The organism is Nitrosococcus halophilus Nc 4 (assembly GCF_000024725.1).
Classification (GTDB): Bacteria; Pseudomonadota; Gammaproteobacteria; order Nitrosococcales; family Nitrosococcaceae; genus Nitrosococcus; species Nitrosococcus halophilus.
Genome location: NC_013960.1, coordinates 1,832,644 through 1,848,679, shown reverse-complemented (window position 1 = coordinate 1,848,679; position 16,036 = coordinate 1,832,644). Strand labels below are relative to the sequence as shown.

General features: G+C 53.6%; 13 protein-coding genes. 4 read left to right on the top strand and 9 right to left on the bottom strand.

Annotation, left to right across the window (positions count from 1 at the left end; genetic code table 11):
* Positions 1-127: 127 nt before the first annotated feature.
* Genes NHAL_RS08730 through NHAL_RS08720 form a run of 3 tightly spaced genes read left to right on the top strand, consistent with a single transcriptional unit; the run spans position 128 to position 3,945 of the window.
* Positions 128-886 (top strand): hypothetical protein, encoded by a 759-nt coding sequence (locus NHAL_RS08730; RefSeq protein ID WP_013032807.1) that lies wholly within the window; start codon positions 128-130, stop codon positions 884-886.
* Positions 879-2,162 (top strand): RNA-guided endonuclease IscB, encoded by a 1,284-nt coding sequence (gene iscB / locus NHAL_RS08725; protein ID WP_013032806.1) that lies wholly within the window; start codon positions 879-881, stop codon positions 2,160-2,162. Before NHAL_RS08730 ends, iscB begins: the two co-directional genes overlap by 8 nt.
* Positions 2,137-3,945, top strand: coding sequence for a TonB-dependent receptor (locus tag NHAL_RS08720; protein ID WP_013032805.1), 1,809 nt, complete (start codon positions 2,137-2,139; stop codon positions 3,943-3,945). The genes iscB and NHAL_RS08720 overlap by 26 nt, the downstream gene beginning before the upstream one ends.
* A gap of 60 nt (positions 3,946-4,005) precedes the next feature.
* Here NHAL_RS08720 and NHAL_RS08715 read toward each other — a convergent pair whose 3' ends face one another.
* The 6 genes from NHAL_RS08715 to NHAL_RS08690 all read right to left on the bottom strand — a co-directional run bounded on the left by NHAL_RS08715 (position 4,006) and on the right by NHAL_RS08690 (position 11,961).
* Entirely contained in the window at positions 4,006-5,811 is a 1,806-nt protein-coding gene (locus NHAL_RS08715) for an ABC transporter ATP-binding protein (RefSeq protein WP_013032804.1), read from the bottom strand.
* A gap of 76 nt (positions 5,812-5,887) precedes the next feature.
* On the bottom strand, positions 5,888-6,682 hold the full coding sequence (locus tag NHAL_RS08710; RefSeq protein ID WP_157862524.1) for an energy transducer TonB: 795 nt from the start codon (positions 6,680-6,682) through the stop codon (positions 5,888-5,890).
* A 5-nt stretch (positions 6,683-6,687) separates the two neighbouring features.
* On the bottom strand, positions 6,688-7,128 hold the full coding sequence (exbD, locus tag NHAL_RS08705; RefSeq protein ID WP_013032802.1) for a TonB system transport protein ExbD: 441 nt from the start codon (positions 7,126-7,128) through the stop codon (positions 6,688-6,690).
* Between the two features lie 5 nt (positions 7,129-7,133).
* Positions 7,134-8,069: a tonB-system energizer ExbB gene (gene exbB / locus NHAL_RS08700; protein WP_013032801.1), complete on the bottom strand. Its 936-nt coding sequence runs from the start codon at positions 8,067-8,069 to the stop codon at positions 7,134-7,136.
* A gap of 247 nt (positions 8,070-8,316) precedes the next feature.
* A complete protein-coding gene (locus NHAL_RS08695) occupies positions 8,317-9,567 on the bottom strand; it encodes a PepSY-associated TM helix domain-containing protein (RefSeq protein ID WP_013032799.1) in 1,251 nt (416 codons plus the stop codon).
* 15 nt (positions 9,568-9,582) lie between these two features.
* Positions 9,583-11,961, bottom strand: coding sequence for a TonB-dependent siderophore receptor (locus NHAL_RS08690; protein ID WP_013032798.1), 2,379 nt, complete (start codon positions 11,959-11,961; stop codon positions 9,583-9,585).
* A gap of 152 nt (positions 11,962-12,113) precedes the next feature.
* On the opposite strand from NHAL_RS08690, the gene NHAL_RS08685 reads away from it, so the two are divergent.
* On the top strand, positions 12,114-12,818 hold the full coding sequence (locus tag NHAL_RS08685; RefSeq protein ID WP_013032797.1) for a 4'-phosphopantetheinyl transferase family protein: 705 nt from the start codon (positions 12,114-12,116) through the stop codon (positions 12,816-12,818).
* 5 nt (positions 12,819-12,823) lie between these two features.
* Here NHAL_RS08685 and fhuF read toward each other — a convergent pair whose 3' ends face one another.
* The 3 genes from fhuF to NHAL_RS08670 are packed head-to-tail and all read right to left on the bottom strand — an operon-like array spanning position 12,824 to position 15,939.
* A complete protein-coding gene (gene fhuF, locus NHAL_RS08680) occupies positions 12,824-13,594 on the bottom strand; it encodes a siderophore-iron reductase FhuF (RefSeq protein WP_013032796.1) in 771 nt (256 codons plus the stop codon).
* A 6-nt stretch (positions 13,595-13,600) separates the two neighbouring features.
* Positions 13,601-14,902, bottom strand: coding sequence for a lysine N(6)-hydroxylase/L-ornithine N(5)-oxygenase family protein (locus NHAL_RS08675; protein WP_013032795.1), 1,302 nt, complete (start codon positions 14,900-14,902; stop codon positions 13,601-13,603).
* 38 nt (positions 14,903-14,940) lie between these two features.
* Positions 14,941-15,939 carry a GNAT family N-acetyltransferase gene (locus NHAL_RS08670; RefSeq protein WP_013032794.1) on the bottom strand — a complete coding sequence of 333 codons (999 nt, stop codon included), beginning with the start codon at positions 15,937-15,939 and terminating at the stop codon, positions 14,941-14,943.
* Positions 15,940-16,036: the final 97 nt, after the last annotated feature.

Below are 16,036 nucleotides of genomic sequence, written 5' to 3'. Positions count from 1 at the left end.
CTGAGAAGGCTGGCTGGAGTTGTCCCGTTTTTCAATCACCGCGACAGATTCATCTGCACCGGCTGCCGTTTCGCTGCATTTAACCTAACTAGGAAGCTCTGTACAACTTTCGACCATAAAAACCAAAATGAAGACTAAAACCCCCAAAAAAATGACCAAGAATTTTATTCGCCTCCAACGCACCCTATTTTCCCTTTCGCTGCCTTATGCACTGCTTGGGTTAGCGTTTGCTGGACAGGCCCATGCCCAGCAAACCGGTGCCGAGGAGCCGACACAAGCAGAAGAGATGAGATTGCCAATGGTGACCGTCACCTCCGAAACTGAGGCAGAAGGCGCAAGCCAAGGCTACAAGGCAAAAGATTCTGCCTTAGCAGGTTTTGGTGATCAACCACTGTTGGATACGCCATTTTCAGTCAAAGTAGCGCCATGGGAGTTATTTTTCAATCAATCTTTTAATGACATCGGTGCGATGGATCGACTCGATGCCAGCGTGACCTCCTCCGCCGTCAATCCAGGTGCATTTACCAATCTGGCCATCCGTGGCTTAAATTTGAATAATTTCAACAACTACCGCTACAACGGCTTAAGGATAATAAACCAGCAAGCCACCGGGCTAGAGAATGTTGAGTCGTCGCCTAACTCATTCTCCAAGTTCGTCCTGAACTTTCCGAATGAGTTGGTTGGCTCAACCAGCCTCAGCCCTTCGGGGCTACGTTTGAAGTTGAAGCGAAAGCGACTCACCCTGGGGTGCATTTCTCAGCCCCAGGCACTGAGGTCAAAGGCAATGAACTACGGAGCGACACAGGAGCGAATGCCGAGACTGAACGACCCTTCAAACATTGGCGAGAGAACCCTAACTTTTAGAGTAGCAAAAGCTAATGAATAGAGTTTTTGTATTAGACACTGATAGAAAACCGTTGATGCCATGCAGCCCAGCAAGGGCAAGACGGCTGTTGCGAGACGGGAAGGCTGGCGTTTATCGGATGCAGCCATTTACGATCATCCTGAAATATAGGGTTGATCCCAACCCGCAGCCGGTTGAATTTAAGGTTGATCCGGGCAGCAAAATAACCGGGCTGGCTTTAGTTGGGAATTTTCCTCAACAGGGGCGCGTGGTGTTATGGGCCGCCAATCTTACCCATCGCGGGTACGCCATCCGTGAGCGGCTGGCTAGTCGTCGTAGTTTGCGCCGAGGTCGTAGAGGCAGAAAGACCCGCTATCGTGCGCCACGATTTCTAAACAGAACAAAACCGAAGGGTTGGCTGCCGCCATCGCTAAACTCGCGGGTTGAAAACGTTTCGAGCTGGTTTAATCGTCTGCTAGATAGAGTTCCCATTTCAGAATGTCATATCGAAACTGTGCGCTTTGATACTCAAAAAATTCAGAACCCTGAAATTAACGGCGTTGAGTATCAGCAGGGCGAGTTGATGGGGTATGAGGTGCGCGAATATCTGCTAGAGAAGTGGGACAGGAAGTGCGCTTATTGCAATAAGAAAGATATCCCGCTAGAGGTTGAGCATATTATACCGAGATCGAGGGGGGGTAGTAATCGGGTATCTAATTTAACCCTGGCCCGCGCGCCCTGCAACAAAAAAAAGAACAGCAAAACGGCGGCCGAGTTTGGGTATACCCAGATCCAGTCCAAATCCAAGCTGCCTCTAAAAGATGCAGCGGCGGTCAATGCTACCCGCTACGCCATCGGGTGCACTATTCAGTCAGTGGGATTGCCGACTTCTTTTTGGTCTGGTGGGCGCACCAAGAAAAACAGGATCAGCCAAGGCTATACCAAAGACCATTGGATAGACGCGGCATGTGTTGGCGAAAGCGCTGAGCAAGTGACAATAACTGAAGGTTATCGGGCGCTACATATCAAAGCCACGGGGCGCGGAACAAGGCAAGTCGTCAGAACCGACAAATATGGCTTTCCTCGCGGCAAGGCGGGGCGGTGTAGGCGAGTAAAGGGATTTCAAACGGGTGATCTCGTCAGGCTCTCGCAACCCCAAGGCAAGTACGCTGGCGATCATGTTGGGATACTGGCCAGCATTCGGGCTAGCGGCACCTTTGATGTGAAAGCCAAGGCCGGGAAGATCTCGGCCAACTGGATAAATTTCAAACTAATACAGAGGGGAGATGGTTATGACTACAGTCTTTCGGCTGTCTGAACCAAATACGGCGACGACAGCAAGTAATGCGGCCCTCGCGCTCGATGCTCCGCTGCGCTGCGCACTCTCGCTAGGGGGGCGTCGCACTTCCTTGTACTCCTTCAAGGCGCGCGTTGAAATTCTCAAAGGCCCATCGGCCTTGCAAGCGGGCTTTGGGGCGCCAGGCGGTTTAGTCAACTATGTCACCAAACGACCAGCCTTCGAGCCTATCAATGCGCTCCATGTGGTAGGCAATGAGTTCGGCAACATCAGAGCCCATGCCGACTTCAGCCGTCGTACCGATAACGGTAACTTCGGCGTTCGGGTCAATGCGGCCTGGGAAGAGCAGAAATCCTTTGTTGACCAGGTCGAGAGCGAACGACCGTTCGTCAGTCTTGCAGCCGATTGGCGGATTACGCCCGATACGTTATTCCAATTTGATGTAGAACATGAGGAAAGAGATCAGATCACCCAACCCGACCTGCTGGCAGATGTGAATGGCAACATTCCTTCAGGGTTCGATCCAGAGACCTTCTTAGGCCAAACCTGGGCCACCTTCCCCACCACCTTTACGCTCGTAAGCGGCAAACTTGAGCATTTTCTCAGTGATCAATGGTCGATCGTAGCGGAAGGAAACTGGATGCGCTTGGACCGGGAGCAGAACTCAATCTTGCTCGACAGCCTCCAGCCTAATGGGGATGCTACCGTCTTTCTGTTCTTCAGCCCTGATCAGACCCGCGAGCCCTTCAGCGCCCGAGCGATGATTAGAGGAGAACTTACCACCGGCCCCATCGCCCATGAACTGGCATTCGGGTACTCCGATCATCGCCTCAAGACTCGCTGGGGCGACGGCTTTTTCGAGGAAATTGGCACCACCAATATCTTTAACCCGGTGTCCATCCCGGATCCTTCGCCCCAAGCTCCGCCATCCTTTGCCACCATGCGCATCAAGGAGCAGGGGGTATTCGCCCATGATATCCTCTCCTTCGGGGAGGCCTGGAAACTTCATCTGGGCGGCCGTTATACGGGGCGCGACGAAAAAAGCTTTGATAGCACCGGCGCCTTGACCGCACGCTTTGATGAGAGCGTGCTGACACCAAGCGTTGCGCTGGTGTTCAAGCCCCTATCCAACATTTCCACCTATGTGAGTTACATCGAAGGGCTCGAGGCGGGGGGCGTCGCCCCCTTGGGCACCACCAATCAAAATCAGCAGCTCGGACCACTGACCAGTAATCAAATCGAAATCGGCGCCAAGGTAGAACTGGATGAAATGAGGGCAGAGGCGGCCCTATTTCAAATTGACCGTACAGCCGAAATCGTGAACGCCGCCAATACGTTTGTCCAGGACGGCAGCCAAATCCACCGGGGCGTAGAGTTTTCAGTGACCGGGCGGATTACCCCCGAATGGATCGTGTTCGGCAGCGCCATGCTGTTAGATGCCGAGCTCAAGGATATGGAAGATCCCGCTATCGAGGGCAATCGCCCTTCTGGGGTACCCGGCCACCGAATGGCGTTGGTTACAGAGTACGCGCCTCGAGTCTTCCCCGGTTTGGTTTTCAGCGGTAGTTGGACCCGCACCGGGTCGCGACCCCTGAACGACTTCAATACCGGCGATGATGCTCCTGATTTCGACGTATTTGGCCTTGGTGCCCGCTATAATATGCAGCTCGGCGGCACACTGGCCACCCTCCGCGTGAATGTGGACAATCTCCTAGACAAGCGCCACTTTGCAAATGCCCAATTCGGCATACTCACACCGGGTGCTCCTCGTACTGTCAGCGCCAGTATGAGTGTCCGGTTTTAATATCAAGACCGATTTAAAACTGGTTCTCCCGCAATCAGCAACGAGGTGAAAATGATTTGATCAACAGGGCAACGGCACGTCCACGGCCTTGGCCATGCCGGTCTGCACCCGCCACTGGGTGGCATAGCGACCCTCAGCTTCAAGGAGTTCGGTGTGGGTACCTTGCTCGGCGACCCGCCCCTGATCGATCACGATGATCTCGTCGGCATGGACAATGGTCGACAGGCGGTGGGCGATGATGATCACGGTGCGGCCATAACCGATTCGTTGCAAGGAACGTTGGATGGCCGCCTCGGTTTCATTGTCGACGGCACTGGTGGCCTCGTCCAACACCAGAATCGGCGGATCCGTGAGCAGAGCTCGGGCTAGCGACAGGCGCTGGCGCTGACCGCCGGAAAGGCGCACGCCACGCTCACCCACCAAGGTATCAAGCCCTTCCGGCAGCGTCTGAATGAAATCCCACGCCTCGGCCATACGCGCTGCTTCTGCGATATCGGTCTCGCAGGCACCGGGCCGGCCGTAGGTGATATTGTCCCGGATGCTGCCCTCAAATAGGTAAACCTCTTGACTCACCAGACCGATGGCCTGGCGCAGGGAGCATAAACTCACCTCGCGAATCGGCTGACCGTCAATGCATACCTGCCCCTGCTGAGGATCATAAAAGCGCAGTAACAGTTTGATTAGGGTCGACTTTCCAGACCCCGTCGCCCCCACTAGGGCCAGGGTATTACCCGCCGGCACATGCAGACTGACGCCATCTACCCCCATACCACTGCTTTCGTAATGGAAACTGACACCTTCAAAGCTTACCCTACCTCGTACCGGTTGAGATAAGGGCTGGCCACTCTTATCTTTCACCATTACCGGCACTTCCAACAAATCGAGGATCCGCCGCGTACTGGCCATGGCTCGCTCATAGAGATCAATGACCTCAGCCAGGCCGGTTAGCGGCCACAGCAGCCGCTGGGTGAGGAATACCAACACGCCATAGGCCCCCACATTCAAGCTGTCCTCCAGGGCCAACATGCCCCCCACGGTAAAAGTAGCTAGGAAGCCGACTAGGATAGCCATGCGGATCACCGGAATGAATGCCGAACTGATTCGGATTGCCTGGTGGTTGGCTTCCACATAGGCTTCGCTGGCTGCCTTTAGGCGCTCGGCTTCGCGGACCTCGGCGGTAAAGCTCTTGATGGTGGCGATGCCACTTAGGTTATTGGAAAGCCGACTCGACAGGTCGCCGACCTTTTCTCGCACATTGCTGTAGAGGGGGCTAGCCTTACGCTGGAAGAAAAAGGCGCCCCAAATAATCAATGGGATGGGGGTGAAGGCCAGCAGCGCAATCAGCGGGGACAGGACGAAGAACACTATCCCCACTGCGACCACCGTAACCCCTGTCTGGATCAAAGAGTTGGCGCCGCCGTTCAAGAAGCGTTCAAGTTGGTTGACGTCGTCATTCATGATCGCCACCAACCGCCCGGAACTTTGCGACTCGAAGAAACTTATGTCTAGACGCTGGACGTGCTCATAGGTATCCTGGCGCAAGTCGGCTTGCAACCGCTGGGCCAAGTTGCACCACAGGATCTCGTAGAAATATTCGAACAACGACTCCCCAGCCCAGATCAGGAAAGTCAGCACCGCCAGCATCAGGATCTGCTCCTGGGGCATGGTGAACCCCAGCAGGGCGATGAAACTATCTTCCCGATTGACTACCACATCGATAGCCACCCCAATCAGTATTTCCGGGGCAATGTCGAACAATCTATTGATGATCGAACAGGTCGTGGCGGCCAAGATCCGCCGACGATAGCCTTTGGCATAGCGCAGCAAGCGCACCAAGGCTTGGAAGCTGAGAGTGTTGGAAGCCATCAAGATATTCCCCTCAGGCTAAAGGAAACCCCCCAAGACAAAAATCGCCGCAGGGAAGATTACTGGTGTGCCTCCATTAACGGATAAAAAATTGTACCGGTACCACAAACTCTAACTGCTTGCCGGAAATCTCCGGGGGGGGAACCGGCAAAGGCGCGGCCCGCTCAATCAACGCTTGGGTTTCCTTATCTAAGAGGGTATAACCTGAACTACGTTCGATCCGAGCGGAAAGGACTTGCCCCTCCCGGTCCATCACAAAACGCAGATAGGTAACTCCTTCCTGCCGCCGCCTTCGGGCCGAGCTGGGGTAGCGCTTGTGGCGTTCGATATGGGCAAGCAATAGCTGTTGCCAGGTCTGTACGGTCTTCCTAACCTGAGCTGATGACGCACTAGGCGCTGGTGCCTTCGCTTTAGGCGCCGGTGGCGATTGTTCCGCCGGTGCTGGAGGCTTTGATACCGGCTCCGGTGGTGGAGTCTTTTCCTCAATTGGTTGAGGCTGCTGGGGCTGTTTAGGGCGGGGCTTGGGCGGCGGCGGTTTAGGCAACGCCACCTCCGGTTTGACCTTAGGCTTTGGCGGCGGAGGGGGCTCCACCTTCTCCGGTAAAGGTTCTGGCTCCGGTTCAGGGGGAGGGGGTTCCACCTTCTCTTGTTTAGGCTCGGGTGGCGCATTGTTAGGCTGGGGTGGCGGCGCAACAGGAACTGCCGCCAACTCGATCATCATTGCCGGTGGCGGCGATAGCGGCGGAGTCCTAGTGGCATTCCATACGATTACCCCAAAGGCTGCGCCCACATGCAGACCCACGGCAAGGAATACCCCCAAACCCCAGCGAACAATCTCCTCCCGCCTGGCTTTATCCATAGCCAAAGGCACGCTGATTACCCTTCTCCCCTGGAATCCTTCCCCGCTCCCTCAAGGCCAACCAACGCCACCTTCAGATAACCTGCGGCCCGCAAGCCATTCATCACCTCCATCAAGTCGCCATAAGCCACCGTCTTGTCCGCGCGCAGAAATACGCGGCTCGTTTTATCCCCTTCCGTCGCCTGATCCAGCGCCGATTCGAGCATCTCGAGTTTGATCGGCTGATCATCAAGCACCAGGGTGAGATCATCCTGCAAGGTCAGATAGAGGGGCTTGTCGGGGCGAGGTTGGGACTCGGCCGTGGAAGCCGGCAAGTCAACCGGCACATCCACCGTAGCTAAGGGGGCAACCACCATGAAGATAATCAACAGCACCAACATCACGTCGATAAAAGGCGTGACATTGATTTCGTGGGTCTCGGCAAGATCTTCCTCACCCTGATCGAGCTGAACTCCCATAGGGTCTACTCCACCACATTACGCAGCAATCGTTGCCGCTGTTCAGGCGCTGAACTTGCAAGTTGCCGCTGGTCAAAGTCCCGGCTCACCCACTGCAGGACTTCGCTGGAGGTATCCGCCAGCAAGGCCCGATAGCCGGCAATCGAACGGGCAAAAAAATTATAAATCACCACTGCCGGAATGGCAGCGATGAGGCCAATGGCCGTCACTAGAAGCGCTTCGGCAATACCCGGGGCCACCACGGCCAGGTTCGTAGTCTGGGCCTCAGAGATACCAATAAAACTGTTCATAATCCCCCAGACCGTCCCAAACAACCCCACGAAGGGCGCAGTTGAGCCAATAGTGGCCAGTATGCCGGTACCCCGGCTTATGCGTCGGCTAGCCGCCACTTCGATCCGACCCAATCCCGTGGCAATGCGTTCCTTGATACCTTCTTTCTCAGGAATAGAATCGGCAAAAAAATCCAATTCCTTCTCCACCACGTCGGCAAATAAACTGACAATGCTTTCTTCGTCACGTAGGGATTTCATGCCTTCCCCGAGGGTGCGCACTTCTCCTAACCTTTCCAACGCCCCTCTCAAGCGCCGTTTTCCCATTCCCAATTCCAAGCTTTTCGCCAACCCTATGGTCCAAGTGACTATCGAAGCGAAAACAAGACCGAGGATGACCGCCTTAACCACCCAGTCTGCGCCCAGAAACATCCCCCAAGGGGATAAATCATGAGGCAATATGGCAGGATCGACTACCCGTGCCCCTGCCGAGGCAGCGCTTACGGTTGGCTCAGGGGAAGAAGAAGCTTCTGCTAGAGCCTCAGTCTGCCCCCAAGCAATGCCCTGACTCCAAAAGAGGATAAGGATCGCCCACAGAACATGAGGCCAACAGAAACGAAATATCTTCCGTCCAGATAACGAACTGGTCACATTAAGGGTAACGGTTTTCATTGGCTTATCAGGGGTCGCGGCTGTAAATTAATAGGGACACAGGAAAAAATATAATTAATATTTATTATCATTATTATTACTAATAACAAATCAGTCAATCCTTTTCCTAGCCCAGATAATTCAAGAGATCACCACAAAGACACGAAGAGCACAAAGAAATCAAAACCTTAAATAGAATAGAATCATTTGCTTCATTAGAGATGAGCATCTCCATCAGTTTCTCCCAATTAACTGAGATTCCTTAATTTTAGCGATCGCCAAATTCAGCCGGTAAAGGCCCCGTTGCTGCAGGTGCATTTTGCTTACGCACCCCAGCAACCAAGCGTGCCCGGCGCTTTCTGACCCAGATGACAATGCCGGTCACCGAGAGCATGGCAACGACCAAGCCCATGACAGAGATGAGAATGCGCCCAGGCAAACCCAGAATACGTCCGGAATGCAGCGGAAACTGGGCCTGCATGAAGATATCGCCGAAGCTCCCGCTCCCCGGCACCTCCGCACCGGCTAGAGAGCCGTCCATGCCGTCGACATAGAAGCGCGGATTGCCCAAACCACCATCACCGTGATCATTGCCTGGCGTAAAGAAACCGACCCCGTAAACCCCATAAGCCGGCGAATAAAATATCCCGCCGGCGGGGACCGTCCAGCCCCGTCGATCCGCCTCGGTCTGGGCGATTTCCAGGGCGCGGGCGCGATCAATCCGAGGTTCAACAGGTTGATTTGGCGGGCTGGCCGTGCGGGTCTCAAATGGGCTAGGACTTAGATCAGAAAAGACCGATACCACAGGGCGCATGACCTGAAACTCAAGATTCATCGAGACGGAGGTCACGGCCATGATGAACAGCAATCCCCAAACCCAGACACCGCCGGAGCGATGCAGGTCAAAATTAAGCTTATAACCGCCCTGGCGCCAACGGAAGGCGAAGGATTTGCGCCAAGCACCGGCGCTTGGAAAAGCAATCCACAAGGCAATAAAACTATCGAGCACCCAGATGATGCCCACAATGCCCATGAGCAAAATGCCCAGCTCGAGGCCCCAGCCATCCGGAATATGCAGGCTGTAGTGCAATTTGTAGAGAAAGGGCAACAAATTTTCGCGGTTAAATCCAATTTCGCCCCATAGGCGTCGGCCCTGGATCTCCCCGGTCATGGGATCCAGCGCGACCTGGTTGTAACCAGGCTCGAAAGCCTCTCCCGTAGCCGGGTCTATGCGCGGCTGAACAAACAAAACCACAGTATGGCCTGGCTCGGCCGCAAGGGGCAGATAGGTGACCCGCACCCGCGGATCGGCGGCCTCCGCTCGCGCGGCCAAAGCCACTGGGGACAGGGACTCCCCTGCCTCCTCCGACCCTGATCGGGCCTTGAATAGCTGCGGATTGAGCCATTCGTCCAGCTCATGATCCCAGGAGATCACCGCCCCGGTCAGGCCCGCGATCAACAGGAACACGGCGATGAACAATCCTAACCAGCGGTGGAGAAGTACCAGGAAGAGCCGCATGTGAATCCCTCCTAACTACCAGCGGTAACGAATGGTTCCAACGACAGTGCGCTGGGGACCAAAGGAGCAGAAATTACCCCCGCTGAAGCAGACGAAAGCCTCCTCATTAAAGAGGTTGCTGGCGTTCAGCGCGAAGCGGAATTGACGCCAATCATAGGAGATGGTTGCATCCACCATGGTAAAATCCGGACTTTCAAAAGTGTTAGGGGTGTCGGCGAAGCTGGATCCGGTATAACGAACGCCCCCCCCCAAACCGAGCCCTCTTAAAAGGCCCTTTTGAACCGTATACTTGGCCCATACCGAGCCCTGATGCTCCGGTACCTGGGTGGGCCGCTCACCCTCCTCGCCGGGAACATTGCTCTTAGTAATTTCCGCATCCAGATAAGTATAAGAAGCAATCACATCCAGGCCGAAATTCAAGCTCGCCACCCCCTCTAGCTCAACCCCGCGGGAGCGAACTTCCCCGGTCTGGACCTGATTTAAGGGATTGTTTGGATCCGGCGTGCGCACATTCTGCCGTTCCAGGTCAAAGGCAGCGACAGTCACAAAACTGTTCCAGCCAGGGGGCTGGTATTTAACGCCAATTTCATACTGCCGAGCGGTCTCCGGCGCAAACGGCTCTCCAGCTAAGTTGACATCCGCAATGGGTAGGAAGGATTCCGAGTAGCTGAAATAGGGCGCCAACCCCATATCGGCGAGATAGACTAAGCCCACACGCCCGCTAAATTTGTCGTCATCCTGTTCCGTGCCCGTTCCTGCCAAGTTATTCATCCTCTCTGTATTGGCCCAGTCTTGGCGCCCACCCAGGGAGAGCACCCACTTATCATAGAGCTTGAGTTGGTCCTGAAAATAAAACCCAATTTGCTGCAAGCTGGTATCCATATCGCTGATGATAGGAGGCGAAGGAACCGGCGCTCCATAGACGGGATTAAAAATATCAATGGCAGGAGCCGAACCGAAGGGGGTCAAGTTGCGAACGTCGAAGTTTTGATAATCAACTCCGACCAACAACGTGTGCTCAATAGGACCGGTTGAAAAATTCACCTGAGCCTGATTATCCAGGGCAAAAACATCCAAGTCTTTGTCATTGCCAAAGGCAAACCGATCCAGGGTCCGGAGGTCATCCCGCAAACCCGCGCTGAACACGACAGCCCTATCCAGATCGCTGCGGCTGTAACGGAGATTTTGGCGGAAGGTCCAGGTCTCACCCACATGATGCTCAAGCAGGTAACCCACTGAATGCACGGTTCGCTCCAATTTGTCGAAGTCGGGCTCACCCGTGAAACGGCTGGCTGGCAGGCTGCCATTGGGGTTGGGCAATACCGTTCCCTGGCTGGGTAAAAATTGAAAGTCCCCCAACTCATCTTCCTGGTAATGGCTCAGAAAGGTCAGCGAAGTATTTTCAGTGGGGCGCCAGGTCAGGGCCGGTGCAATAAACCGGCGATCGTTTTCAATGAAATCCACTTGCGTATTGCTGTCCCGAACGAGACCGGTCAGCCGATAAGAAAACACCCCCCCCTCATCAATGGAATCGCCAAAGTCAAACCTTCCTTCGTAGCGATCAAAATTGCCTGCTAGAAATTGCAGTTCTCGCAGCGGTTCTTGCGGCGGCCGTTTAGTGACGATATTAATGATGCCGCCGGGACTGCTTTGGCCATAGAGAACGGAGGCCGGCCCACGTAGGGCTTCGATTCGTTCCGCCCCATAGGGTTCGGGGTTAAAGGCCTCCCCCGAAGTGGTGGGGGTACGAAGTTGGAGACCGTCTTGGAAAAGGCCCGTGGTGATCGAATCAAAACCCCGAATTTTTAATGAGGTCGCACGGGGATTAAAACCAAAGGTCTCCCCCTGCACGCCTGGGGTATAACGCAAGGCTTCGTCAAGACTGTCGGCACGCTGATCCTGCAACCGCTCCTGGGTGATAACAGAAACCGATTGCGGTATCTCAATCAGCGGCGTGTCGGTTTTGGTACCGGTCGCACTCCGGCTAGCACGATATCCTTCAACCGGCCCAAAGGCCGACTCTGCGGCCCCTTCGATTTCGACCGGCCCGAGCATCATCGCGCCTTCTTCCAACGCCACCGCCTGCTCCAGGGTCACCGTCTTCGCTCCGGTGAATCGGTAAGTAATCCCCGTACCCGCTAGCAGCGCCCGCAAAGCGGCTTCCGGCGTATAGCTACCGCGCAGGGGGGGCGCCTGGTGGCCACGCAATAACCTAGTATCGCCACCAATAGTCAACTGAGTCTGGCTCGCCAAGACAGTGACCGCCTGCTCCAGCGGCTGGGCCGGAATATCCAGTGTGACCGCAGTATCGGCCGCAGCGGGCCGAAACAGGGTCAGGCTGATGATAAGCAGTAGCCCCAAATAAACCATGGGGATACCCAATCGTTTTCGCATGGTAAAAGACCACTCCTTAATTATTTGTTATTAACAGAGTTCATATCCTTATAAATAACAAACTTATTTATTTTTATAAAATTAAAATAAATAATAACAATTATCATTATAATTACATAAACAACCTAATTTCGCAATGATGAGAGATACCTGTGCACGATACCGTTTTCGCCCCATTCAGGCCCGTAACCACCTCCCAATGGGGTCCTGGCCTGGTATTCAGCCAATGCCCATACCATGAATTGCCTATTTCGCAGTTATACTGCCAGCAACTTGGGCTCGAACTGCCCACTTCGGTCCAACAGGCCGTGAGTCAACGTCAGGCCGAATATGTGGCCGGGCGAATCTGTGCCCGGGCTGCCATCAAAGCCCTGCAGCACAAACCTGTGTTCCCTGATATGGGGCCCAATCGTGCACCCCAATGGCCCACGGGCCTAACCGGAGCCATCACCCATACCAATGGCCAAGCTGCCGCACTAGTAGGTCTTGGCCACCATTGGCAAGGGATTGGATTAGATCTGGAAAGGGTGTTGCCTGAAGGAGAAGCACAGGAAATAGCCGGTGATATTCTGACCCCTTACGAAAAAAGCAAGCTGGATAAGCTGTCAGGGTCACAGCGGAGACATTGGGTGAGTTTGGCTTTTTCAGTGAAAGAAAGCCTTTTTAAGGCGCTATTTCCCTTAACCCGTCAGCCTTTCTATTTTCATGAGGCCGAATTGATTGATGAACAGTATATCCGTCTGTTAACAACCCTCTCCCATCGCTGGAAAGAAGATAAAATTCTACGGTTTAATTGGCGCCAAGAGGGCGATCAGATCCTGAACTGGATTCTTATTCAGGCCGAAGCTGGTCAATAAAGGGGTCAAAACTGGCGTACGCCACCGACAGTCTCAAGGGAGGATTGCTGGCAACGGCAGGAGCGGGGACAGTCGGAGCAAAGAGAAATACCGGATAACCGGTAACGAATACAACAAGTACGCCGAACTCGATGGGGTGGCTCCCGGTCTAATCTGGGGCAATTGCGGTATAATTGATAAAAGGGGTTGCGCCCACCATTCCAATCCTCTGGCAGGTTTAGCCAATCCTGCAAGGGTGCCCATACCTGCGAAGGCTGCCCCAGTTCTTGAAATTGCATGAGCAACCAATCCAAATAGCGCCCCCCGTTGCCCCAAAAGACCCGTTCCGACAGCCCCGTTTGGCATGACCAAGCCCTGATGAGTGGCGCCATATGCTGCTTGCTGAGCACCTGGAAACGGACCTGCACACTCACACCGGCATCAAAAGGTCTCCCCTCATCCGGCAAAACGAAGGCGACAGGCAATCCATTGCCACCTATAATCACATTCATGCCATCCAATGCCAGCGGCAATGACCAACCCATTATCAGATTAGCTGCCAGCACCGGCGGTAGTAGGCGCAAAAAATAAAACTGGCTCCAGGCGGAAAGCAAAGCACGCGGATCCTGATGCTGACAATTGGGCCAATATTGCGCCATTACCTCATTCAGTGTAGAAGAGTGCAGTAAATCCCTGGCCGGCCGCGCCCGCGGGTCTGAATCAGGTAGCCGCAACACCGATTCATAAGGAGCCAGTACTCCCTCAAACAACGGGGCCAAGGGGGGAATCGCTGCCATGGAGGCTCAGCCGGTGTTTTCCAAAGGGGCTTTTAACTCATTAGGCATATAGAGGGAATCAACCACCTCTTTGGAGCGCACCGCCAATACTGACAGTAAGGAGTCGGCAATACCATGGGTCTCTTCACAACACCCCTGAAGAAATACACGCGCCTGGCACCCGCTCGCCATGGGCAGCTGATAGCTGCGCTCCACCGTTCTGGAGACCATCCAAGGTTCCAGTCCTTCCAACAGCTTGTGGTGCCCATCACGCTGATAGCCCGTGGCAAGGACGATGCCGTCGTACTCCACCTCCTTATGCACGCCAGTATTTTTATTGAACAGCGTTATCTGCAGTCGTTCTTCTGAACTGCTCACTGCCTGGATGAGACAGGAAGGGAAATAACGATGCCGCACATCCCCAGTGATACGTTGCATATAAAGTCGCTCATAAATCTCTTCGATCAAGGGCAAATCCACCACAGAGTAGTTGGTATGGCTGAATGCACGGAGGAATGATTGTCGCTGTTCCCTAGGCGTGCGGTATATTTCGTCGGTGAAGTCCGGATCAAATATCTCATTGACAAAGGGGCTGTCGTCAGAGGGTTGCAATGCCCGGCTGCGGCTGATCAAATCAATCCGCCCTTGGGGATAACGGCCCATCAGATCCCTAAAAATCTCTGCCGCGCTCTGCCCCGCGCCGATAACCGCCAGCCGCGGTTTTTCGCCCACCCGGCTAAAGCGATAGTGGCAATTTTTATATTGGGATGAATGAATAATTCGCGGATGTTTTTGTGACTTAAATACTTCTGGAATGCGGGGATAACCACCAATACCGATAATCACATTCCGGGCATATCGATGTTCAATGGCGCCCTCCTTGAGGCGCGACACTACCTGCAACCACTCAACCTTGCCGTTCTCCTCTAAGGGTTCAACGGCAATCACCTCTTCACCATAATGGACCCGATCCTTGAATGCTGTGGCTGCCCACCGCATATAATCATTGTATTCCAGGCGGCTCGGGAAAAAGGTGCCTAAATTGATAAAAGATTCGAGGCGCCGCTGCTGATGCAGATAATTAATAAAAGAATATCGACTGCTAGGGTTACGCAAGGTCACCAAGTCCTTTAGGAAGGAAACTTGTAAATGGGTATTATCCAGCAACATACCACCGTGCCATTCAAAAGCGGGTTGCTTTTCGATAAAGCAGCAATTCAACGGCGCCTCGTTAGCCTGCTGATGCTCTTCCAAGGCAATGGCAATAGCCAGGTTCGACGGACCAAAGCCGATACCGATCACGTCATAGCTTAAAGTCTGAAAATTCATTATCTTTGCTCCTTTGAACAACGGTTTTTTTCCGGCATTTAGCCCAGGGTGCAGCGATCAAAAAACGCTTCCCGCGTCAATATCATCAAGGAAGCTCGTTTATGGGGAAAATCAAACTCCTTGATCTTTGCAAAACGATACGCTTGCAAATAACTAATCATTTTTTGATTATCAAAACGCGGCTCAGAAACAATACGCTGAGTACGCGGATCATCGAGAAAAAGGTAATGGCATAAAGCCGTTAACCAAGCCTTCACTTTATGGGGGCCGCGGTGGCTTTCTTCTCCGACCAGCATATGAATCCCCCGATCGTAGTCATCGGCCTGATAGTAAGGGGCAATCCGGTCTTCTTTCGCCCAATAGACTTCAAAATAGGCAAAGGGCTCATTATTGATACAGCCAATCAAGGGAAGCACTCGGGGATCATCGAACAGCCTTTGTAAATAGCCTTGGTGCTGTTCCAATGTGCCCTGCTCCTCCCAGAAACAAGCCACCCGCTCACTGTTTTGCCAACGGTGAAACCGCTCCAAGTCTTCGTTAATCTCCAAAGTACGCAACGAAACCCAAGCGCCCAGTTGATAATCAAACCGCCGATACACCTCCCCTTCCGGCCGAGCTGGCCGAAGCGGATGGTAATGGCCATTTGCGCCCATCCTATAAATGGTAGGTGCCACCGAGTGAGAGTGACCTTGCAACCAAAGTTCCGGCCACTGCCAAAGTGCATCCCGATACAAGTGCCACTGCTGAGCGGCATGACAAAACATCAGGGCAGGATCAATTAAAACGCCATCTGCCCTGTCGAATACCAGCACGGTTACGGCGGGATTGCCGACAAACAGGGCATAGCTCGCTGAACGCAGGGCACTGAGACAGTCTGGTGTCCTGAAAACCCGCAGCCTATGGGGCTGTTCGGGATTCGCCTCCACCCCGAGTAATTGTCTATCCTCCAACAAGCAACGCTGCACCGTACCAGTCTGTTCAACCGTCAACTGCCGCCCCGAAGGTAGGGGTACGGTAATGTCTTTATTACCCGCCATAACTTAAGGTCACCCTGGGAAAAACATGAAAAATTATTAAAAAAAATAATATAAATAAAAACAATAATCATTAAACTAATAATTTAAATTTTTATAT

What these genes read in the sequence shown, in the direction of transcription:
- NHAL_RS08730 (WP_013032807.1), top strand. Translation starts at nt 128, where the DNA reads ATGAAGACTAAAACCCCCAAAAAAATGACCAAGAATTTTATTCGCCTC.
- iscB (WP_013032806.1), top strand. Translation starts at nt 879, where the DNA reads ATGAATAGAGTTTTTGTATTAGACACTGATAGAAAACCGTTGATGCCA.
- NHAL_RS08720 (WP_013032805.1), top strand. Translation starts at nt 2,137, where the DNA reads ATGACTACAGTCTTTCGGCTGTCTGAACCAAATACGGCGACGACAGCA.
- NHAL_RS08715 (WP_013032804.1), bottom strand. Translation starts at nt 5,811, where the DNA reads ATGGCTTCCAACACTCTCAGCTTCCAAGCCTTGGTGCGCTTGCTGCGC.
- exbD (WP_013032802.1), bottom strand. Translation starts at nt 7,128, where the DNA reads ATGGGAGTTCAGCTCGATCAGGGTGAGGAAGATCTTGCCGAGACCCAC.
- exbB (WP_013032801.1), bottom strand. Translation starts at nt 8,069, where the DNA reads ATGAAAACCGTTACCCTTAATGTGACCAGTTCGTTATCTGGACGGAAG.
- NHAL_RS08695 (WP_013032799.1), bottom strand. Translation starts at nt 9,567, where the DNA reads ATGCGGCTCTTCCTGGTACTTCTCCACCGCTGGTTAGGATTGTTCATC.
- NHAL_RS08690 (WP_013032798.1), bottom strand. Translation starts at nt 11,961, where the DNA reads ATGCGAAAACGATTGGGTATCCCCATGGTTTATTTGGGGCTACTGCTT.
- fhuF (WP_013032796.1), bottom strand. Translation starts at nt 13,594, where the DNA reads ATGGCAGCGATTCCCCCCTTGGCCCCGTTGTTTGAGGGAGTACTGGCT.
- NHAL_RS08675 (WP_013032795.1), bottom strand. Translation starts at nt 14,902, where the DNA reads ATGAATTTTCAGACTTTAAGCTATGACGTGATCGGTATCGGCTTTGGT.
- NHAL_RS08670 (WP_013032794.1), bottom strand. Translation starts at nt 15,939, where the DNA reads ATGGCGGGTAATAAAGACATTACCGTACCCCTACCTTCGGGGCGGCAG.